This is a genomic window from Mesorhizobium sp. M1182, from assembly GCF_040318335.1.
In the GTDB taxonomy this organism is placed as follows: Bacteria; Pseudomonadota; Alphaproteobacteria; order Rhizobiales; family Rhizobiaceae; genus Mesorhizobium.
In genome coordinates, this window is sequence record NZ_JAMYMD010000003.1 from 186,537 (window position 1) to 204,258 (window position 17,722).

At 62.5% G+C, this 17,722-nt stretch carries 23 protein-coding genes; 10 read left to right on the forward strand and 13 right to left on the reverse strand.

All coding sequences use genetic code 11. The features are described 5' to 3' along the window. Nucleotides 1-7: 7 nt before the first annotated feature. Together NKH33_RS05845 and NKH33_RS05850 are read right to left on the reverse strand one after the other, a co-directional pair. Nucleotides 8-1,255, reverse strand: coding sequence for an MFS transporter (locus NKH33_RS05845; protein WP_352471149.1), 1,248 nt, complete (start codon nucleotides 1,253-1,255; stop codon nucleotides 8-10). A gap of 96 nt (nucleotides 1,256-1,351) precedes the next feature. Next, nucleotides 1,352-1,546 (reverse strand): DUF1192 domain-containing protein, encoded by a 195-nt coding sequence (locus NKH33_RS05850; protein WP_023678495.1) that lies wholly within the window; start codon nucleotides 1,544-1,546, stop codon nucleotides 1,352-1,354. A 124-nt stretch (nucleotides 1,547-1,670) separates the two neighbouring features. On the opposite strand from NKH33_RS05850, the gene NKH33_RS05855 reads away from it, so the two are divergent. The 3 genes from NKH33_RS05855 (at nucleotide 1,671) to NKH33_RS05865 (ending at nucleotide 4,004) form a co-directional block, all read left to right on the forward strand. Continuing rightward, entirely contained in the window at nucleotides 1,671-2,681 is a 1,011-nt protein-coding gene (locus tag NKH33_RS05855; protein WP_352471150.1) for an NAD(P)H-quinone oxidoreductase, read from the forward strand. A 132-nt stretch (nucleotides 2,682-2,813) separates the two neighbouring features. After that, a complete protein-coding gene (locus tag NKH33_RS05860; RefSeq protein WP_023678493.1) occupies nucleotides 2,814-2,954 on the forward strand; it encodes a DUF1127 domain-containing protein in 141 nt (46 codons plus the stop codon). A 354-nt stretch (nucleotides 2,955-3,308) separates the two neighbouring features. Continuing rightward, on the forward strand, nucleotides 3,309-4,004 hold the full coding sequence (locus tag NKH33_RS05865) for a DUF1013 domain-containing protein (protein WP_352471151.1): 696 nt from the start codon (nucleotides 3,309-3,311) through the stop codon (nucleotides 4,002-4,004). Between the two features lie 58 nt (nucleotides 4,005-4,062). On the opposite strand, the gene NKH33_RS05870 is transcribed toward NKH33_RS05865, so the two are convergent. The 3 genes from NKH33_RS05870 to NKH33_RS05880 form a co-directional block, all read right to left on the reverse strand. Further along, nucleotides 4,063-4,782, reverse strand: a complete 720-nt coding sequence (locus NKH33_RS05870; protein WP_352918453.1) for a helix-turn-helix transcriptional regulator — start codon at nucleotides 4,780-4,782, stop codon at nucleotides 4,063-4,065. An 18-nt stretch (nucleotides 4,783-4,800) separates the two neighbouring features. After that, a complete protein-coding gene (locus tag NKH33_RS05875) occupies nucleotides 4,801-5,208 on the reverse strand; it encodes a hypothetical protein (protein ID WP_352918454.1) in 408 nt (135 codons plus the stop codon). Between the two features lie 141 nt (nucleotides 5,209-5,349). Continuing rightward, entirely contained in the window at nucleotides 5,350-5,517 is a 168-nt protein-coding gene (locus tag NKH33_RS05880) for a hypothetical protein (protein ID WP_023678489.1), read from the reverse strand. 202 nt (nucleotides 5,518-5,719) lie between these two features. Here NKH33_RS05880 and NKH33_RS05885 point away from each other — a divergent pair, with 202 nt between their 5' ends. Next, entirely contained in the window at nucleotides 5,720-5,881 is a 162-nt protein-coding gene (locus NKH33_RS05885) for a hypothetical protein (RefSeq protein WP_352540257.1), read from the forward strand. Between the two features lie 117 nt (nucleotides 5,882-5,998). Here NKH33_RS05885 and NKH33_RS05890 read toward each other — a convergent pair whose 3' ends face one another. The 7 genes from NKH33_RS05890 to NKH33_RS05920 form a co-directional block, all read right to left on the reverse strand. Beyond that, nucleotides 5,999-6,730, reverse strand: coding sequence for an SGNH/GDSL hydrolase family protein (locus NKH33_RS05890; protein WP_352767667.1), 732 nt, complete (start codon nucleotides 6,728-6,730; stop codon nucleotides 5,999-6,001). A gap of 82 nt (nucleotides 6,731-6,812) precedes the next feature. Further along, nucleotides 6,813-7,553: a DUF899 domain-containing protein gene (locus NKH33_RS05895; protein WP_352767666.1), complete on the reverse strand. Its 741-nt coding sequence runs from the start codon at nucleotides 7,551-7,553 to the stop codon at nucleotides 6,813-6,815. A 148-nt stretch (nucleotides 7,554-7,701) separates the two neighbouring features. Further along, entirely contained in the window at nucleotides 7,702-8,727 is a 1,026-nt protein-coding gene (locus tag NKH33_RS05900; RefSeq protein WP_352540260.1) for a class I fructose-bisphosphate aldolase, read from the reverse strand. 140 nt (nucleotides 8,728-8,867) lie between these two features. Then, nucleotides 8,868-10,064, reverse strand: coding sequence for a phosphoglycerate kinase (locus tag NKH33_RS05905; RefSeq protein WP_352471156.1), 1,197 nt, complete (start codon nucleotides 10,062-10,064; stop codon nucleotides 8,868-8,870). 162 nt (nucleotides 10,065-10,226) lie between these two features. Further along, entirely contained in the window at nucleotides 10,227-11,081 is an 855-nt protein-coding gene (locus tag NKH33_RS05910; protein ID WP_352817740.1) for a transglycosylase SLT domain-containing protein, read from the reverse strand. Nucleotides 11,082-11,085: 4 nt separating this feature from the next. After that, entirely contained in the window at nucleotides 11,086-12,339 is a 1,254-nt protein-coding gene (gene ispG, locus NKH33_RS05915; RefSeq protein ID WP_352817738.1) for a flavodoxin-dependent (E)-4-hydroxy-3-methylbut-2-enyl-diphosphate synthase, read from the reverse strand. A gap of 200 nt (nucleotides 12,340-12,539) precedes the next feature. Next, nucleotides 12,540-12,719 carry a YdcH family protein gene (locus tag NKH33_RS05920; protein WP_023678481.1) on the reverse strand — a complete coding sequence of 60 codons (180 nt, stop codon included), beginning with the start codon at nucleotides 12,717-12,719 and terminating at the stop codon, nucleotides 12,540-12,542. A gap of 240 nt (nucleotides 12,720-12,959) precedes the next feature. On the opposite strand from NKH33_RS05920, the gene NKH33_RS05925 reads away from it, so the two are divergent. Continuing rightward, nucleotides 12,960-13,163 (forward strand): YdcH family protein, encoded by a 204-nt coding sequence (locus NKH33_RS05925; protein WP_023678480.1) that lies wholly within the window; start codon nucleotides 12,960-12,962, stop codon nucleotides 13,161-13,163. 51 nt (nucleotides 13,164-13,214) lie between these two features. On the opposite strand, the gene NKH33_RS05930 is transcribed toward NKH33_RS05925, so the two are convergent. After that, entirely contained in the window at nucleotides 13,215-14,000 is a 786-nt protein-coding gene (locus NKH33_RS05930; RefSeq protein ID WP_352918456.1) for an IclR family transcriptional regulator, read from the reverse strand. A 146-nt stretch (nucleotides 14,001-14,146) separates the two neighbouring features. Between NKH33_RS05930 and NKH33_RS05935 the strand changes: the two genes are divergently transcribed. The 5 genes from NKH33_RS05935 (at nucleotide 14,147) to NKH33_RS05955 (ending at nucleotide 17,707) form a co-directional block, all read left to right on the forward strand. Then, entirely contained in the window at nucleotides 14,147-15,028 is an 882-nt protein-coding gene (locus NKH33_RS05935; RefSeq protein ID WP_031212143.1) for a transporter substrate-binding protein, read from the forward strand. A 66-nt stretch (nucleotides 15,029-15,094) separates the two neighbouring features. Beyond that, nucleotides 15,095-15,760 carry an amino acid ABC transporter permease gene (locus NKH33_RS05940; protein WP_023678477.1) on the forward strand — a complete coding sequence of 222 codons (666 nt, stop codon included), beginning with the start codon at nucleotides 15,095-15,097 and terminating at the stop codon, nucleotides 15,758-15,760. A 1-nt stretch (nucleotide 15,761) separates the two neighbouring features. Beyond that, complete coding sequence (locus NKH33_RS05945; protein WP_352589866.1) at nucleotides 15,762-16,412, forward strand: amino acid ABC transporter permease; 651 nt, start codon at nucleotides 15,762-15,764, stop codon at nucleotides 16,410-16,412. A 4-nt stretch (nucleotides 16,413-16,416) separates the two neighbouring features. After that, nucleotides 16,417-17,211, forward strand: coding sequence for an amino acid ABC transporter ATP-binding protein (locus NKH33_RS05950; protein WP_352767659.1), 795 nt, complete (start codon nucleotides 16,417-16,419; stop codon nucleotides 17,209-17,211). A 34-nt stretch (nucleotides 17,212-17,245) separates the two neighbouring features. After that, the gene (locus NKH33_RS05955) at nucleotides 17,246-17,707 is read left to right on the forward strand and encodes a RidA family protein (protein ID WP_352817731.1); all 462 of its coding nucleotides are present in this window, start codon (nucleotides 17,246-17,248) and stop codon (nucleotides 17,705-17,707) included. The last annotated feature ends 15 nt before the right edge of the window (nucleotides 17,708-17,722 follow it).

Sequence of the window (17,722 nt, forward strand, 5' to 3'; positions counted from 1 at the left end):
TCGAATCTCAACTGTCGGCTTCAGCTTTTCTGCGCGGGTCGAGCCGCAACGCTTCCGGCGTCACCGAACGATCGGCCGGCTGGGTCTTGAAGGCATCGCGGCCTTCGATCGGCACCGGCGCGCGACGGCTGATGCGCAGCAGCGTATAGCCAGCCAGACTGAGATGCGCGAGCGCAGTGGCCAGGAACAGCCCCTCAGGGCGCATCCAGCCCATCAGGCCGGCGGCCACCAGCGGACCGATCATCGTGCCGAAGCCATAAAGCAGCAGCAGGCCGCCCGACACTTTGACGAAGTCCTCCGATCGCGCATGGTCATTGGCATGCGCCACCGCGATCGAATAGAGCGTGTAGGCGAAGGCGCCGTAGGCGGCTGTGCAGACGATGACGAAGACGCCGGAGCGCGGTTCGAACAGGAAGATGGCGATGGCAAACAGCGCAGCGCCGCAGGCCGCGCCCGCCAACACGAAACGACGGTCCGTCATGTCGGAGAGCCGCCCGGCCGGAAGCTGCATGGCGGCGCCGGCGATGACCACGAGGCTCATCATCAGCGCGATCTCGGCTGTCGAGATGCCGATGCGCGCTCCATAGACGGCACCAAGTGTACCCCAGGCGCCGTTGGCGATGCCGATCAGCACGCAAGCGATCGCCGACACCGGCGAATTGACGTAGAGCCCCTTGACGTCAAGCGACACGTCCTGCAGCGGCTTGGGGTGAGACGCCGTCGAGACCGCTGTCGGGATCAGCGACAGGCAGAACAGAATGCCGGTGATCATGAACAGCGACGCCGATCTCACATCGCCGCCGGCAACGATCATCTGACCGCCCATGATCGAGGCATAGGTGACCATCATGTAGAGGCCGAAGACGGTGCCGCGGTTTTCGTTGGTGGCCTTCTCGTTGAGCCAGCTTTCGATGACCATGAAGGCGCCGGCCATGGTGAAGCCGGTGAAGGCGCGCAGCAGGATCCAGGTATATTCGTCGATGATCAGGCCGGTGAGCAGTGCGACGATCGCTCCCGATGCGGCAAAGGCGCCGAAAGCCCTGACATGACCGGCGCGGCGCACGATGCGTGGCGCAAAGAAGCAGCCGGTGACGAAGCCGCCGGCCCAAGCCGTGCCCATCAGGCCGAGCGATGCCGTCGAGAAGCCCTCCACCTGGCCGCGCAGCGGCAATAGCAGACCGTGCAGTCCAGATGCCGCCAACAGGAACGCGGTGCCGCGCAGCAGCGAGAGGATCGGTCTGTAGCTTGCGAACATTTTTCAATCCGGCTGGGGTTTAGGGCACAAGTCTGGAGACAGCGGCATTCGGGCTTTTCGGCGGCGTGCCCGAGCTTTTGGAATTGCCCGCAGTAACTACCCGCGGCGAAACAGCGCCTCTGCCGCCGACTTGGTCGAGCCCTTGGTCTTGAGCTCGGCTTCCAGCCGGGCGATCTCGTCGCGCAGGATGCCGATCCGTTCGGACAATTCATCGACAGAAAGCAGCGACAGATCCTGCCCGATCTCGTGCGGGCGCGCTTTCTTCTTGGGTTCGTCGTCGAAGATCGCCATCGTCGCTCCTCCGTGATTGCCCATTTGCCTGATTTGCCAATGAGCATACATAGGGCAAGGGTATGGATGCAAATGGCGGGCAAGAGCTGGCACGAGAAACCGGCGGAGCACGACGGGAAAATTCATGGCGAACGCACAGAAAATTCCGGCGAAGATGATGGCGATCGCCATATCGGAACCGGGCGGGCCGCGAGTGCTGAAACCGGAAACCCGCGACGTACCGGTTCCCGGTTCCGGCGAGATCCTGATCCGGGTGCGGGCCGCCGGCGTCAACCGGCCGGACGTGCAACAGCGCAAGGGCGCCTATCCGCCACCGCCGGGAGCGTCGGATCTGCCGGGGCTGGAGGCGGCAGGCGAAGTAGCTGCCCTTGGTGACGAGATATCGCGCTGGCGCGTCGGCGACCGGGTCTGTGCGCTGACGGCGGGCGGCGGCTATGCCGAATATGTCAGAGTGCACGCCGGCAGCGTGCTGCCGCTGCCCGCCGGCTTTACCTACACCGAAGCGGCGGCGCTGCCGGAAAACTACTTCACTGTTTGGCACAATGTCTTCGAGCGCGGCGGCCTGAAGAGCGGCGAGACACTGCTCGTGCATGGCGGCTCGTCGGGTATCGGCACCACGGCGATCCAGCTTGCTGCCGCTTTCGGCGCCTATGTCGTCACCACCGCCGGCAGCAAGGAGAAATGCGACGCCTGCCTCAAGCTCGGCGCCGACCGGGCGATCAACTATCGCGAGGAGGACTTCGTCGCCGCAGTCAAGGAGGCAACCGGCGGCAAGGGTGCCAATGTCATCCTCGACATGGTCGGCGGCGACTATGTGGCGCGAAACTATGAGGCTGCAGCCATGGAAGGCCGCATCGTCCAGATCGCGACGCAGGGCGGGGCAGTGGCGAGCGCCGATTTCTTCAAGATCATGGCCAAGCGGCTCGTGCACACAGGATCGCTGCTCAGGCCACGCACCGTGGAGTTCAAGGCGGCAGTTGCGGCTGCGCTCGAGGCGCAGGTTTGGCCGCTGCTCGGCACGCGCAAGGTTGCGCCGGTGATGGATACGATCTTCCCGCTCAAGGAAGCGTGGCGGGCGCATGAGCGGATGGAGGAGGGTGAGCACATCGGCAAGATTGTGCTCGATGTCGCCTGACGGCCCGCAAACAGGCTGAACGAAAGCTTAATGGTGCAATGCAACAAACGCATTGCGGCCATGCAAAAGCGTCTGTTCAATTTTTCATCGCCGATGCCTATTTACGCGGCATCAAAACGATGGAGGACTATCATGAACCCGATCCGCGCTTTCCGTAACTGGCGCATGTACAACGAAACCGTGCGCGAACTGAACCGGCTGAATGCTCGTCAGCTCAACGACCTCGGCATCAACCGCGGCGACATCGAGAGAATCGCCCGCAAAGGGCTGTGATCTCGAGCACGATCCCGCTCGAAGACCAGGCGCCGCTTTTCGGCAACGCCGAGCCGCGGTTCGGGATCAAGCTTTAGAAGCCAGAGCCGCAGCAGACGGATTTCCGTCGCCGGTTCCGAGCCCGCCCGACCTTGGTCTGGCGGGCTTTGTCTTTTTGAAGGTTTCGACTGCATGGCGTCATCTGCCGACCCTTCGCGGTCTGCTGGTCGCGCTGCCGTGCCGTCCTTGACGCGCGCCTGCCAAAAACATTGCGAAACGGCGAGCGAGCGGTTATATAGACCGCGATTTTCCCATTTTGGTGGCTCTAAACCACCGCCCGCGCGGGAACGCGGGCGAACGAGAAGGATTTTTGTAATGGCCAATACGCTGCTGATGCCAAAGGCGACCGCCGTCTGGCTGGTTGACAACACAGCGCTTTCCTTCGAGCAGATCGCGCAGTTCTGCGGACTGCATCCGCTTGAGGTCAAGGCTATCGCCGACGGCGAGTCGGCGCAAGGCATCAAGGGCATGGACCCGATCATGACCGGCCAGCTCACTCGCGACGAGATCGCGCGCGCGGAGAAGGACTCGAACCACCGGCTGAAGCTCTCCGATCCCAAGGTGCGGGTGCCGGAATCCAAACGCAAGGGTCCGCGCTACACGCCGCTGTCGAAGCGCCAGGATCGGCCCAACGCCATCCTCTGGCTGGTGCGCAACCATCCCGAGCTCAAGGATGCGCAGATTGCCCGCCTTGTCGGCACAACGAAGTCGACGATCGACCAGATTCGCGACAGAAAGCACTGGAACTCCGCCAATCTCCAGCCGATGGATCCGGTGACGCTCGGCCTGACGTCGCAGATCGACCTCGATATGGAAATCAACCGCGCCTCGCGCGGCCGCGAGCAGGCGCAGCCGGTCGGCGATACGCTGCTGCCGGCCGCCTTGACCGAACGGCTGGTGCCAGCGCCCGAAAAGCCGAAGGACGAGGACCGCGAACTTGACGCCAACGCCGTCTTCGCCAAGCTTTCGGCGCTGAAGTCGAAGGACAAGGACGCCGACGAAGAGGAATAGGTCTGGCATCCAAAACAAAAAGCCCGCTTTCAAGCGGGCTTTTTTGTGATCTTCCGTGTCAGCTTCGCGCCGCCCGGTCCGGCGCTATGCCGTAATCCTCGCTGCGCTCCACCGCTCGATAGAAATCGGCGAGCTGCTTGCCGCGCTCCGGCTTGAAGGTGCGGCCGGCGATGACCACCGTGGCGATGCGGTCGATGCGGAAGGCGCGGAAATCGCCGCGCATCTCACACCAGGCGACCAAGGTCCACACCTTGCCCCAGAACCACAGGCCGAGCGGGCGGATGTCGCGCGCGGTGCTGCGGCCGGCCTCATCCGAATAGTCGATGGTCAGCACCTGACGTTTCTCGATGGACCGCTCGATCAGGTCGATGGCTTCGCGGGCGGCATCGCTTACCACCCACATCGGCGTGTGGATCTCGGTACGGGCGATGCGGTCCTTTTCGGCGTCGGGCAACACGGCGCCTATCTTGACCAGCGCCTCGTCGGCGGCTCGCGCCATGGCCGCGCCGCCAAAGGCGCGCACCATGCGGGCGCCGGCGACCAGCGCGACGATCTCGTCACGCGTGAACATCAGCGGCGGAAGGTCGAAACCCTCCCTCATCATGTAGCCGACACCGGCCTCGCCGTCGATCGGCACGCCGGTCGACTGCAGATCGGCGATGTCGCGATAGATCGTCCGCTCGGAAACCTCGAGCCACGTGCCCAGCTTCTGGGCGGTGACCAGACGACCACCACGCAGATGCTGCACGATCTGGAAGAGCCTGTCGGCGCGGCGCATCGTATGGTCCCTCGGCGTCTATCGTTCCAGCCCTTCGCGCTTGCGCTGCGCGGCGACGAAGGCCGCGCCGAAGGACAGTTTACTCGTTGTCGGCGTGCTTGCGCCGACCACCCGCCAGAACGGCGCAACGTCGCCCAGCGCCATACCACGCTCAAGATCCTCGTTGGCGGCCTCGGCGACGGTGCGCAGATGATAGCCGATGGTGACCGGACATGTCATCTCGGCACCGTGCTCGATGGCGAGAGCGGTGCGCAAAGCGCGGACATTCATGTCCATGCCTTCGGGGATGGAGCGGATGAATGCATGGACCTGGCGAGCTGTAGGAACCAGCATCGGCTGGCCTTCGATGACGTCGCCGATGGTGCGTGGCGACGGTGTTATGCCGTTGATGCCAGGCGTGTTCAGCCTGTCGTTCCAGCTTTTCATCGATCGTCCTCTCGGCCATCCGGCTCCGGCGGCCATCGCACTATGGCACGAGCCTCCTGACACCATACTGTCAGGAGGCTTCAGCATGCCCATTTCAGCTCGTCGCCAGGTCGCATCCAAACGCCACGCAGAAAGCTTGCCTCAATTGCCGCCATTGCGGCGGTCGCCATACATGTCCGGCCAACCAATATCCTTGCGGATGTCCGCCGGCAGGGTGTTCATGAATCGCTGGGTGCGGATCTCATTGCGGATCGTCCGGATCTTGCCGACATAGTGCTGCACGCTACGCAGAATGGTAATACCGTTCATGGCTGGTCTCCTCTCTTTCGATGCAGGCACTATCGCACACCCCTGCTGACAGCAGTCTGTCAGGAGGGTGCGGCTCTCATGACCGGCGTTCCGATTTATCCATCGAAGTGACAAGGCAGTGCTGAAAAGAGGCTTGCCGCAGTGGAAGCCGGCGATCCCGGAGCCGCTTTGACAGCCAGCCGCGATGCTGATCAAAGGCTGCATGTCGAAACTTCTCGCGCTCGTCATCATCTTCATGATGGTCATCCAGCTCATCAAGCCGCTCGGCTGGCCCGGGCTGAAGCGGCGCAGCGATTTCTGGAAGCTGGCGCTGCTGGCGATGGCGGCGATTTCGATTACGGCGGTGCTCGGGCACTGGACGTAATGCATGTCGCGCAAAAGTGTGCAGCGGTTTTGCGACAACGACATGCATAAAAACAAGAACCTGAAGCGCGTCGGATGAGGCCAATCGAATGCGACGCGCTTTAGTGCGGGCGGCCCGCTACGCGACGCCCGGTTCGTTGGCGAGCACCAGGCTGACCAGATGTTCCGCCCAGGCTCGGTAGCCGGCTTCCGAAGCGTGAAATCCATCCGATGCGAAGCCGGCATCGGCATCCGTGATCGGCAGCCGGGGCGCCGGTATGGCGCCGCGTTCGAGGCAAAGGCGCTCGCCCATCCGGTTCACCTCGACGGCGCGGATTTCGAGGATCTTGCCGAGCAATGGCGGCATTGCCGGAGCCCGGGTGAACTCCAGCACCGGCGACCACACCACGCGCGCTTCCGGCCATTTGGCGCGCAGCGCGTAGAGCAGGCCACCAAACTCGCGCTTGAAGCGCGGTACCGAATGAAAATTCTTGGTGTCGTTGGTACCGACGGCCAGCACGATATGCGTCCACGGATCGGCCGATAGATTGGGCAGCACATGATCGCGGATCTGGCCAGAGGTTGCCGAGTTGAAGCCGGCCGCCCGCCAGCGCACGGTGCGGCCGGTGCGTTGCGCAATCAGAACTGCCAGTTGCGCGGCCAATCCGTTTTCGGAATTGCCGATGCCGACCGAGGCGGCGGAGGAATCGCCAAGCACCAGAACCGAGATTGCTGGCGCCAGGCCAGATATCTCGTGCATGACCGGACCTTGTGCCGGCAGCATGCGGGCGGTGCGGCGACGCACGCCAAGTCCTTGCCAGACATAAACCGGAAAGGCGAGCCAGGTGAGAAGGGTCGGAAAGCGCCGCATGGCAAGTCCCTTTTAGGGCATAGCGAACAGCACTTAGCGCATGTCGGGCCGAAGGCGAAAGACCTTGGGTGACCGCCCGTCGTCAATGGCAGCAGCTGTCCTGCATCTCGGGCGTATCCGCATATTCGTCGTGCAGCCGCACCCAGTCCACCAGGCTATGGTGGGGACCGGTTTCGTTGCGACCCTTCGGCGTCAGGTCGAGATAGTGATAGGCGCCGATCAGCGGATCGCCGCCTCTGGAGCGCGAGATAAAAGTCAGGAAGATGTCGCCTTTCTCGTCGCGATAGAACACGCTGGTGCCGGGAAGGTCTTTCGATCTCAGCGCGCACTGCTCGAAATTGTAGGTGGTGTCGCCGGCCGCGATCTGCTTGTCGGTGAATGACACCTGCATGTCGAAGTTGAAGTCCGAGGCGTAGGACGACACCCAGTCGAATTTCCAGCCCATGCGCTGCTTGTAGGGCAGCAATTCAGCCAGTGGCGCGCGCGCTACCACGACAAGTGAGACATCGTGATGCCTGAGATGCTGGTTGGCGCCGTCGATGTGGTCGGCAAGAAATGAGCAGCCTTCGCAGCGATAATCGGCGCCCGGCCCGAACATGAAATGGTAGACGATCAGCTGGCTGTTGCCGCCGAACAGGTCGGGCAGTTTCTTTGGCCCTTGCTCGGTCTCGAAGACATAGTCCTTGCGGATCTTCAGCCACGGCAATTCGCGGCGTTCGGCGGCGACGCGGTCGCGAAAGCGCGTCAATTCCTTTTCGCGCGCCAGATGCGCCTTGTGCGCCTGAAACCATTTTTCCTGCGATACGGTCTTGTTGTTTGGCATAGGTCTGCTCCTCTTTTCACGGAGGACGATCGGCAGCGAGGAATGCCGACACAGAGCTGCATTTCAGTTGCAGGAAATTGCAGACCTTGCTGCTTTCAAACAAACCCGGGCACATGGCCCGGGTCGGAGGAACGCAACCTGAATTCAGTCAGGCGGCTTGCTCAAGGGTCGGCTGCCATTGTCCAAGCGCTGCCAGATGGTTCATGTGGGCGCGATGGGCGAAGGCAGCCTGTGCGGCGGCGACATTCGCCGCCTTGCCGCCCCACGCCTTCTGCGGAGCGGCCTGCAAGGCGCGGCCGTAGGAAAAGGTCAGCTTCCACGGATGCGGGCCAATGGCATTGATGGCGTTGAGGTTGGCGGTCGCCTCCTCGTCAGATTGTCCGCCCGAAAGGAAGGCAATGCCTCCAATAGCGGCCGGCACCGTCTCGCGGAACAGTTTTATTGTCTTCTCGGCGACTTCGTCGGGGCTGCTGACCTTGCCTGATTTCTTGCCGGCCAGCACCATGTTCGGCTTCAGGATGGTGCCTTCGAGCACGACGCGAGCCGCATAGAGCTCGGTGTACAACTTTGTCAGTGTCGCCTTGCTGATCTCGTAGCAGGTGTCGATGTCGTGGGCGCCGTCCATCAGCACCTCCGGCTCGACGATCGGCACGATGCCGGCCTCCTGGCAAAGCGCGGCGTAACGGGCCAGCGCATGGGCGTTCGAGCCGATCGAGGTGGCGGAAGGCACGCCCTTGGCAACATCGATGTCGATCACCGCGCGCCATTTGGCGAAGCGGGCGCCGAGCTTGTAATAGTCGGCAAGGCGTTCGCGCAGGCCGTCCAGGCCCTCGGTGATGGTGTCGCCGGGAAAGCCGGCCAGCGGCTTGGCGCCGGCGTCGACCTTGATGCCGGGGATAGCGCCTGATGCCTTGATGATGTCGACCAGCGGTGTGCCGTCGGCGGCCTTCTGGTGAATGGTCTCGTCGTAGAGGATGACGCCGGAAATGTACTTGGTCATTGCATCGCTGGCGCGGAACATCATCTCGCGATAGTCGCGGCGGCTGTCGGCGGTCGACTCGACGCCGATGACGTCGAAGCGCTTCTTGATGGTGCCGGAGCTCTCGTCGGCAGCCAGCAGGCCCTTGCCATTGGCCACAATCGCGGCGGCAATGTCCTCGAGACGTTCGCTCATCGTGCTTCTCCTGAAAGAATTGATCCGTGCCCAGCAGACCACCAGAGCAGCGCAGGTTCAAGTCGAACAATTTCGCCGGGTAAGCGCGAATCGATTGAAAGTCGCGGGCGCCCTCTTTCGCGCTGTTATTGCGGCCGATCTCAGCGCTTCAGCACGTCGACGCCAGGCAAGGGTTTGCCTTCCATCCATTCCAGGAAAGCGCCACCGGCCGTCGAGACATAGGTGAAATCGTCGGCGACGCCGGCATGGTTGAGTGCCGCTACCGTGTCGCCGCCGCCGGCGACGGAAACCAGTTTGCCGGCCTTGGTGCGCGCTGCCGCGTGCCTGGCCGTCGCCACCGTTGCGTGGTCGAATGGCTCGATCTCGAAGGCGCCGAGCGGCCCGTTCCAGACCAGCGTCGCGGCGCGGTCGATCCATTCGGCAATGGTTTTCACGGTCTTTGCGCCGACGTCGAGGATCATGCCGTCGGCCGGCACGTCTGCTATGGCGACGGTCTCGCTGGCGGCGCCGGCCTTGAACTCCCTGGCGACAACGCCGTCGGCGGGCAGGATGATGGCGCAGCCGGCCTCGGCCGCCTCGATCATGATCTGCTTGGCGGTGGTCGCGAGATCACGCTCGCACAAGGATTTCCCGACATCGGTGCCGCGTGCCGCGAGAAACGTGTTGGCCATGCCGCCGCCGATGACCAGCGCGTCGACCTTCTTCACCAGGTTCATCAACAGGTCGATCTTGGTCGAGACCTTGGCGCCGCCGACGATGGCGACAACCGGACGGACGGGATTTCCAAGACCCTTTTCCAACGCGTCGAGCTCGGCCTGCATGGTGCGGCCGGCGAAGGAAGGCTGCACATGCGCCAACCCTTCCGTCGACGAGTGGGCGCGGTGCGCAGCGGAGAAGGCGTCGTTGACGAAAATGTCGCCGTTGGCGGCGAGCTTTTCGGTGAAGGCCGGATCGTTCTGCTCCTCGCCCTTATGGAAGCGGGTGTTCTCGAGCAGCAGCACGTCGCCATTATTCATGGCAGCAATGGCATTTCCCGCCTTGTCGCCGATGCAGTCGGCGGCAAAGCCAACCGGGCGGCCGAGCACTTCCGCCGTCGCCTTGGCGATCGGCTCGAGCGAGAATTCCGCCGCCGGTCCATCCTTCGGCCGGCCGAAATGGGCAAGCAGGATGACCTTGGCGCCCTTGCCGGAGAGCTCGGCAATGGTCGGCGCAATGCGCTCGATGCGGGTGGCGTCGGTGACCTTGCCCTCGGCGACGGGAACGTTGAGGTCGACACGCACCAGCACACGCTTGCCGCTGATATTGCCGATGTCGTCCAGTGTCTTGAAGCCGGCCATGCTGATCCCTTTCGCGAAAAATCGCGGGGACCTTACCCCGCATCGACGACGATGCAAGACCTGCCTAACGGTTCACCGAAAATATGATTCACGTATCGAGGACGAAGTGCCCACGGGGAGCGAGATGGGCAGCAATGGCGCAAAACGCACCGACATATGGCTTTACCGGTTGCGCACCACGATGCAGGCGCCGCCGACGCTTTGCAGCTTGTCGCAGATTGTGTCGGCCTTGGCTCTGCTATCGGCGCCGATCCGCACGGCATAGATGCCGCGCCTGCCGATCGGTGTGCGGACCCGGCTGACCACCGGATCGTGGCCGGCAAGCAGTGCCGGGAACCGGCTTTTCACTCTCAGCCACTGGTTGAGCGCCGCGGCGCGGCGAAAATTGCCGGCCACCTGCACGCCCCACGGCTTGATGTTGATCGACGACATCGGCACGGTTCTGGACATGATCACCGGCAGCTCGCGGCAAGCGGCAGCGAAACTCGCCTTCTTGTCGAGCGGCCGGATGACGCCGGCGTACGCGGCATCGGTGAACTTGTCGGCCGGCTCGCCCATGACGTCCAGGACGTAGCTTTCGGTCTCCAACGGGAGGAATCCGCCGGAATTCAGCCAGCGCGTCACCCGGCTCTCGCCGGCATTGTAGGCTGCGGCGGCGAGGCCGAGATTGCCGAAACCGGATTTCATTTCGGCAAGGTATTTTGCCGAGGCCGGGATCGCCTGTTCGATGTCGAAGGAATTGGCGAGCCCGCGCATCTTGGCGGTGCCCGGCATGAATTGGGCGATACCCTCCGCGCCGACGGGGCTGACCGCATTGGGATCGAAACGGCTTTCCTTCCAGATCAGCCGGGCAAAGAAATCCCGGGGCAGGCCGTTCTGGTCGGCATGCGTCTCGATAAGATCGCAAACTCGATCGATCAGCTTCTGCTTGGCGGGCCGCGGCGGATCGGCCTGGACGGCTGTCGCCCAGCCCAGCCCGCAAATGACAACCAGCGTCGCCCCAAGCAAACGCCGCATCGAACTACTCCGCCGCGGCTTTGCCGTGTTGCCCAAACCGCCGTTCGATGTAGTCGGCGACCATCTTCTCGAAATCCGCGGCAATCGATGGGCCGCGCAGCGTCGCCGCCTTCTTGCCGTCGACGAATACCGGGGCGGTCGGTGTCTCGCCGGTGCCGGGCAGCGAAATGCCGATATCGGCATGTTTGGATTCGCCCGGACCGTTGACGATGCAACCCATCACCGCGACCTTGAGGTTCTCGACGCCGGGATATTGTTCGCGCCACACCGGCATGTTCTTGCGCAGGTCGGCCTGGATGTTCTGGGCAAGCTCCTGGAACACGGTCGAGGTCGTGCGGCCGCAGCCCGGGCAGGCAGCGACGATCGGCACGAACTGCCGGAAGCCCATGGTTTGCAGCAGTTCTTGCGACACCTGCACTTCGCGTGTGCGGTCGCCGTTCGGCTCCGGCGTCAGCGAGATGCGGATGGTGTCGCCAATGCCTTGCTGGAGCAGGATGCCCATGGCCGCGGACGAGGCGACGATGCCTTTCGAGCCCATGCCGGCCTCCGTCAGACCGAGGTGCAGCGCGTGGTCGGAACGGGTGGCAAGCTCGGTGTAGACGGCGATCAGATCCTGCACGCCGCTGACCTTGGCCGACAGGATGATTTTCTCGCGCGCAAGGCCGATCTCTTCGGCCATTCCGGCCGACAGGATCGCCGATTGCACGATTGCCTCGCGCGTCACTTCCTGCGCCGTCAGCGGAAAGCCCTGGGCCTGGTTGTCGTCCATCAGCCGGGTCAGCAGCTCCTGGTCAAGCGAACCCCAATTGACGCCGATGCGCACCGGTTTGTCGTATTTGATCGCCATCTCGACGATCGCCGCGAACTGCCGGTCTTTCTTGTCCTTGAACCCGACATTGCCGGGATTGATACGGTATTTGGCCAGTGCCTCGGCACAGGCCGGGTGGTCGGCCAGGAGCTTGTGGCCGATATAATGGAAATCGCCGACCAGCGGCACGTCGATGCCGAGCCGTTCCAGCCGCTCGCGGATAGCCGGTACGGCCGCAGCGCTTTCGTCGCGATCGACGGTTATGCGCACGATCTCCGAGCCGGCACGATGCAGCGCCGCCACTTGCGCGACCGTCTGGTCGACATCGGCCGTATCGGTGTTGGTCATTGACTGGACGACGACCGGCGCGCCGCCGCCGACCATCACGCCGCCGACATCGACACCGACCGACCTGCGGCGTGGGAAGGGTGAGGAAAAATATCCGGTCATGCCGGCTGCCTTTAATCTTGAAGGTCCGGGCATGAGGTGGAGGAGCAAAGATGGCTTGTCAATGGCGACTGGCGCGCAGGCCCAGCAAATCGGAAATGACAAGACGGCAGCTTGCCGCAAATCCACGAACGTTTCCGGCAGCATAGCGATGCCACCGGAAAGATCGCGCGCCGGGCGGCGCTTCTAGTCCTGGAAGGGCTTCAGTGCGTCGTCGGTTTCGCCTTCAGTTTTTCAATCTCGTCCTTGAGCGCCAGCTTGCGCCGCTTGAGATTCACGATTTCGAGGTCGTCTACCGATGGATGGGTCATCGCATCATCGATTTCGCGTTCGATGTCGCCGTGTTTCCGCTGCAGCTCATCAAGATGGGATGCAAGAGACATGATTGGTTCTCCCTTTCATGGTTTCCTCGGATTGCAGCCGTCATGGCACGTCCACCGCAGGCTCGCTTCTATGACGGCATAATGACAGTGTGCCACCATCGCGCACCGATGTCGAATGCTGCGTGGTAGCATTCCACGCCAATATGAAATGTGATATGGGCTGCGCGCCGGTGCAAGAAGGCCCGGTCCCGCCCAATCAGGCCCATAGTTTGGGCGCCGCAGACGTGCAGACGGTAAAAAATGTCCGATCAGGAACAGGCAGATATCCGCCTCGAATATTCCCGGCTGAAGCAGGAACACGCCGATTTCGACGCGGCCATCAATGCGATGATCGCCATGAATTGCGACCCGCTGCAAATCCAGCGCATGAAGAAAAAGAAGCTTTTCCTGAAGGACAGGCTGATGGCGCTGGAAGACAAGATCATTCCAGACATTATTGCTTGAACGAACGCCATTGCTTGAACGAACGCCGGCGCCGGCTTGCTGGAAAAGCGGTTATGCCGCGATCGAAAGCCGTGCGGCGCGCTCGCGCAACAACGCTATCAGGTCGTCGGTCTTTTCGGTCGAGGTATCGATCGGAACCACCAGGCACATCGTCGCCTCGACCCTGCCCGGCGCTGAAAAGACCGGCGCGGCCAGGCATTTCGTGTAGGCATCGACAAGGCCGGAGGTGACGCAGTAGCCGGCCGACTTGGCGACGGCGATGTCGTCTATGAAATCGTCGAGTTGCAATCTGCGGCCGTCCGGCAGCACGAGATCGTCCTCGGAGACCATATCCTCGATCGCTGCCCTGTCGAAGCCGGCGAGGAGCAGTCGCCCGGAAGCTGTCCAGGGGAGCGGTATTTGCAGACCGGTCGCCGAGCTGATCCGGAATGGCCTCGTTCCCGGGCTTGAATGGACGATGGTGTAGCGGCCGCTTTGCAGCATGCACAACTCCGAGGTCTCGCCGGTCTCGCGTGACAGATGGTCGACTTCCTGGCGCCCTCGCCTGAGCAGGTCGTTGCCCCGCACATAGTCCATTCCGTAGAGATAGAGCTTCTTTCCGAAATAAACCCGATTGCCGTCTCCGGCCATTTCCAGCAGACCTGCGTCGACCAGCGAGCGCACAAGCGTATAAGTCGTCGAACGCGGCGCGTTTACCCCCTTGGCAAGATCGCCGATGCCGATCGCGCGCTGGGTCGCGTGAAGAAACTCCAAAATCTGGAGGACCCGGTTGAGGCCCTTCTCCCGAGAACCCGAGTTCTTGTCTTCGTCCAGACCGGCGTCCGGTCGAGCGGCCAAGGCATTACCTTCTTGCATTATCGATCCCTGATGTTAATCTGTCTTGTACAGAGTACAGGCGTCTCTTGTAAGGGACAATGATGTCAGTTGCAACCGATGCCTGTACTGCTGGTCCAAAGGGGAACTCAACACGAAAGGAGGTCGCCGTGAACGACACATCCAAAAGGCGTGAATTTCTGAAACTGGGAATGGCCGGGCTTGCAACGGCCGGAGTGATGAGCGCCGCTACCGCGGTCGACGTTCAGAAAGCGGCGGCCCAGGCAGCGCCGGACAGCCTGCTGCGCACCGTCCTCGAGCGCGGCAAGGTGATCGTCGGCACCGGCAGTACCAATGCGCCCTGGCATTTCGAGAACGACGCCGGCGAACTGGTGGGCATGGACATCACCATGGGTCGCATTCTCGCCAAGGGGCTTTTCGACGATCCGACCAAAGTGGAATTCGTCATGCAGGATCCGGCTCAGCGCATTCCGAACGTGACCACCAACAAGGTCGACATCACCATCCAGTTCATGACCATGACCGCCCAGCGCTCGCAGCTGATCCACTTCTCCCGACCCTACTACGTCGAAGGCATCGCCTTGCTGACCCTTCCGAACGCCGAAAACAAGACCTTCGACAAGCTGCTTGCCGGCGGTTCGGCGACGCGGATTTCCATCCTGCAAAATGTCGATGCCGAGGCTAACGTGCATATCGTCCTGCCGGAGTCGCAGGTGATGCAGATAGACACGCAGGCCAACGTGCTGCAGGCCCTGGAATCGAAGCGCGTCGACGCCGCCGCGGTCGACCTGTCAACGGTGCGCTGGCTCGCCTCGCGCAATCCGGACAAATACTTCGATGCCGGCAAGAGCTGGTTCTCGATGCTTTATGGTGCCGCGCTGCGGCAGGGCGACCTCGACTGGCTGACCTTCGTCAACCAGACCTTCACCATCGCCATGTTCGGCCATGAAACGGCACTCTACGACGCTGCGTTCAAGGATTATTTCGGACAGGAGCCGCCGGCGCGCCATCCCGGTTTCCCGGTCATTTGATGCAAGCAGGCGGAAGGACAACGTCCTTCCGCCTTCTCTCATCACAGCCCTCCATGACGAGGACGCATGGGTTATACTCTCAACTTCAACCTTATCTGGCGGCATTTCGACAAGCTCTGGGGCGGACTGCTGTTAAGCCTCGAACTGGCCGTCATCTCGATCGCGATCGGCATCGTCATCGGGCTCGTTCTGGCGGTCTGGTACGTGTCGGCCGGACGTGCGGTGCGGACCATCATCGCGGGGTATGTCGAGTTCATCCGCAACGTGCCGCTGATCCTGCTCGTCTATCTGGTCTTCTACGGCTTGCCGACGGTGGTCGACATTGCCTACAGCGCGCAAACCTCATTCATTGCCACGCTGTCGCTCTACAGCGGCGCCTACCTGGTCGAGGTGTTTCGCTCGGGGCTCGAGGCGGTGCCGCGCGGTCAGCTCGACGCCGGCAAGGCAATCGGCCTGACACCATGGCAAAGGCTGCTCGATGTGCGCCTGCCGACGATGCTGCGCATAACCCTGCCGGCGCTTTCCAACACATTCATATCGCTCTTCAAGGATACGTCCGTGGCGTCGGTCATCTCGGTACCCGAACTCACCTATGGCGCCCAGTGGATCAACTTCAACACGTTCCGCATTGTCGAAGTCTATCTGGTGGTGACGGCAATGTACCTGTTGACCGGCTACACGCTGCTTTTCGCGCTGCGGCTCGTCGAGCGCCGGTTCAAGGCGGCGCGCTGACATGCTGAGCCAGATCATCTACGCCTTGCCGTTCCTCGCCGAAGGCTTTGCCGTAACCTTGTGGGTGTCGCTGCTGGTCGTGGTGTTATCGCTCATCGCCGGCGTGCTGATGGGCGTCGGCCTTGTCTATGGTCCTTTTCCGCTGCGCTGGGCAGTGCGCATTTTCAGCGACACCATACGCGGCATTCCGATCCTGGTGCTGATCTTCTTCGTCTATTACGGCCTGCCCGCGGTGGGGCTGCATCTGGAATCCTTTTGGGCGGCCGTGTTCGCCCTCACCCTCTTCAAGACCGCACAAGTCGTCGAGTATCTCAGGGGCGCCGTCGGCTCGATTCCCAAGGGTCAGTCCGAGGCGGCGATGGCGATCGGACTGACCTTTCGCCAGCGGCTGGCCTACGTCATTTTTCCGCAGGCGTTCAGGCGCTTCCTGCCACCCTGGATCAATGGCGTCACCGACGCGGTGAAGGGCAGCGCGCTGGTCTCGTTGCTCGGCATCACCGACCTCATGCAGGCAATCAACCAGGTCATCGGCCGCACCTATGAGGCGATGCCACTCTACATTCTCGGTGCGCTCGTCTACTTCGCCGTCAACTACGCCCTCTCCTTGGCCAGCCGGCGGCTGGAGCGGCGTTTCTCCTTCATCCGGGAATAGCACGATGTCCAACGCCTCGCACCAGAATCCGGCACTTCTCGATGTCACCGAGGTTTCCAAAGCCTTTGGATCCGTCGAGGTCCTGCGCTCCGTCAGCCTGCAAGTGACGCGCGGCGAGGTCGTGACTATCATCGGCCCCTCCGGCAGCGGCAAGACCACGCTACTGCGCTGCGTCAACTTCCTGGAGAGCTACGACAGCGGCTCGATCCGTATCGACGGCAAAGAAGTCGGCTATCGCGAGACGGGAACACGCCAGCGACGCAGCGAGCGCGACCTGGCGGCGATGCGAGCCGAGACCGGAATGGTGTTCCAGAGCTTCAATCTGTTTCCGCATTTGACTGCGGCCGGCAACATCATGCTTGGCCTGCGCAAGGTGCGCGGCAAGAGCAATGCCGAGGCCCGCACCATTGCCGAGCACTGGCTCAGCCGCGTAGGCCTCGCCCACAAAGCCGACAGTCTGCCGGCCGAGCTTTCCGGCGGCCAGCAGCAGCGCGTCGGCATCGCCCGCGCCGTGGCGATGGAGCCGAAGATATTGCTTCTCGACGAGATAACCTCGGCGCTCGACCCCGAACTGGTTGGCGAGGTGCTCGAGGTCGTGCGCAGCCTCGCCGAAGACGGCATGACGATGCTGATGGTCACACATGAAATGGCTTTTGCGCGCGACGCATCGAGCCGCATCGTTTTCATGGCGGATGGCGGCGTCAGTGCCGTCGGACCACCCGCCGAGATTCTGGCGGCGGGGTTCGACAATGAACGCCTTCGCAGTTTTCTGGCGCGGTTTCGCGCCTCGCATTTTTGACATCGGACGGCGAAAGCTGTCGCAAGGAGCTTTTATGACGCCTTACACCCGGCTCGCGGAATTGGGCCTGACACTGCCCGAGCCGCCGAAGCCCATCGCCAACTTCGTCACCTATGCCGAGAGCGGACGGCTGATCTTCCTCTCCGGCCAGGGGCCGTTGCGCGCCGATGGCGCGCTCTGCACCGGCAAGGTCGGCGAGGATGTCAGCGTTGAAGAGGCCTACGGGCATGCGCGTCTGACCGGCCTGAACCTGCTCGCCGTCATGCATGCGGCGGCCGGCGACCTCGGCCGCATCGTGCGCGTCGTCAAGCTGCTTGGCTTTGTCAATGCGACGCCGACATTCAGCGAGCACCCCAAGGTGGTGAACGGCTGTTCCGATCTTTTCGCGGCCGTCTTTGATACGCTTGGCGGACATGCCCGTTCCGCGATCGGTGTCGGCTCGCTGCCGGGCAACATCACAGTTGAAATCGAGGCGGTCGTCGAGATCGCCGCCTGAAATCTTAAACAGGAT

What these genes read in the sequence shown, in the direction of transcription:
- NKH33_RS05845 (WP_352471149.1), bottom strand. Translation starts at nt 1,255, where the DNA reads ATGTTCGCAAGCTACAGACCGATCCTCTCGCTGCTGCGCGGCACCGCG.
- NKH33_RS05850 (WP_023678495.1), bottom strand. Translation starts at nt 1,546, where the DNA reads ATGGCGATCTTCGACGACGAACCCAAGAAGAAAGCGCGCCCGCACGAG.
- NKH33_RS05855 (WP_352471150.1), top strand. Translation starts at nt 1,671, where the DNA reads ATGGCGAACGCACAGAAAATTCCGGCGAAGATGATGGCGATCGCCATA.
- NKH33_RS05860 (WP_023678493.1), top strand. Translation starts at nt 2,814, where the DNA reads ATGAACCCGATCCGCGCTTTCCGTAACTGGCGCATGTACAACGAAACC.
- NKH33_RS05865 (WP_352471151.1), top strand. Translation starts at nt 3,309, where the DNA reads ATGGCCAATACGCTGCTGATGCCAAAGGCGACCGCCGTCTGGCTGGTT.
- NKH33_RS05870 (WP_352918453.1), bottom strand. Translation starts at nt 4,782, where the DNA reads ATGCGCCGCGCCGACAGGCTCTTCCAGATCGTGCAGCATCTGCGTGGT.
- NKH33_RS05875 (WP_352918454.1), bottom strand. Translation starts at nt 5,208, where the DNA reads ATGAAAAGCTGGAACGACAGGCTGAACACGCCTGGCATCAACGGCATA.
- NKH33_RS05880 (WP_023678489.1), bottom strand. Translation starts at nt 5,517, where the DNA reads ATGAACGGTATTACCATTCTGCGTAGCGTGCAGCACTATGTCGGCAAG.
- NKH33_RS05885 (WP_352540257.1), top strand. Translation starts at nt 5,720, where the DNA reads ATGTCGAAACTTCTCGCGCTCGTCATCATCTTCATGATGGTCATCCAG.
- NKH33_RS05890 (WP_352767667.1), bottom strand. Translation starts at nt 6,730, where the DNA reads ATGCGGCGCTTTCCGACCCTTCTCACCTGGCTCGCCTTTCCGGTTTAT.
- NKH33_RS05895 (WP_352767666.1), bottom strand. Translation starts at nt 7,553, where the DNA reads ATGCCAAACAACAAGACCGTATCGCAGGAAAAATGGTTTCAGGCGCAC.
- NKH33_RS05900 (WP_352540260.1), bottom strand. Translation starts at nt 8,727, where the DNA reads ATGAGCGAACGTCTCGAGGACATTGCCGCCGCGATTGTGGCCAATGGC.
- NKH33_RS05905 (WP_352471156.1), bottom strand. Translation starts at nt 10,064, where the DNA reads ATGGCCGGCTTCAAGACACTGGACGACATCGGCAATATCAGCGGCAAG.
- NKH33_RS05910 (WP_352817740.1), bottom strand. Translation starts at nt 11,081, where the DNA reads ATGCGGCGTTTGCTTGGGGCGACGCTGGTTGTCATTTGCGGGCTGGGC.
- ispG (WP_352817738.1), bottom strand. Translation starts at nt 12,339, where the DNA reads ATGACCGGATATTTTTCCTCACCCTTCCCACGCCGCAGGTCGGTCGGT.
- NKH33_RS05920 (WP_023678481.1), bottom strand. Translation starts at nt 12,719, where the DNA reads ATGTCTCTTGCATCCCATCTTGATGAGCTGCAGCGGAAACACGGCGAC.
- NKH33_RS05925 (WP_023678480.1), top strand. Translation starts at nt 12,960, where the DNA reads ATGTCCGATCAGGAACAGGCAGATATCCGCCTCGAATATTCCCGGCTG.
- NKH33_RS05940 (WP_023678477.1), top strand. Translation starts at nt 15,095, where the DNA reads ATGGGTTATACTCTCAACTTCAACCTTATCTGGCGGCATTTCGACAAG.
- NKH33_RS05945 (WP_352589866.1), top strand. Translation starts at nt 15,762, where the DNA reads ATGCTGAGCCAGATCATCTACGCCTTGCCGTTCCTCGCCGAAGGCTTT.
- NKH33_RS05950 (WP_352767659.1), top strand. Translation starts at nt 16,417, where the DNA reads ATGTCCAACGCCTCGCACCAGAATCCGGCACTTCTCGATGTCACCGAG.
- NKH33_RS05955 (WP_352817731.1), top strand. Translation starts at nt 17,246, where the DNA reads ATGACGCCTTACACCCGGCTCGCGGAATTGGGCCTGACACTGCCCGAG.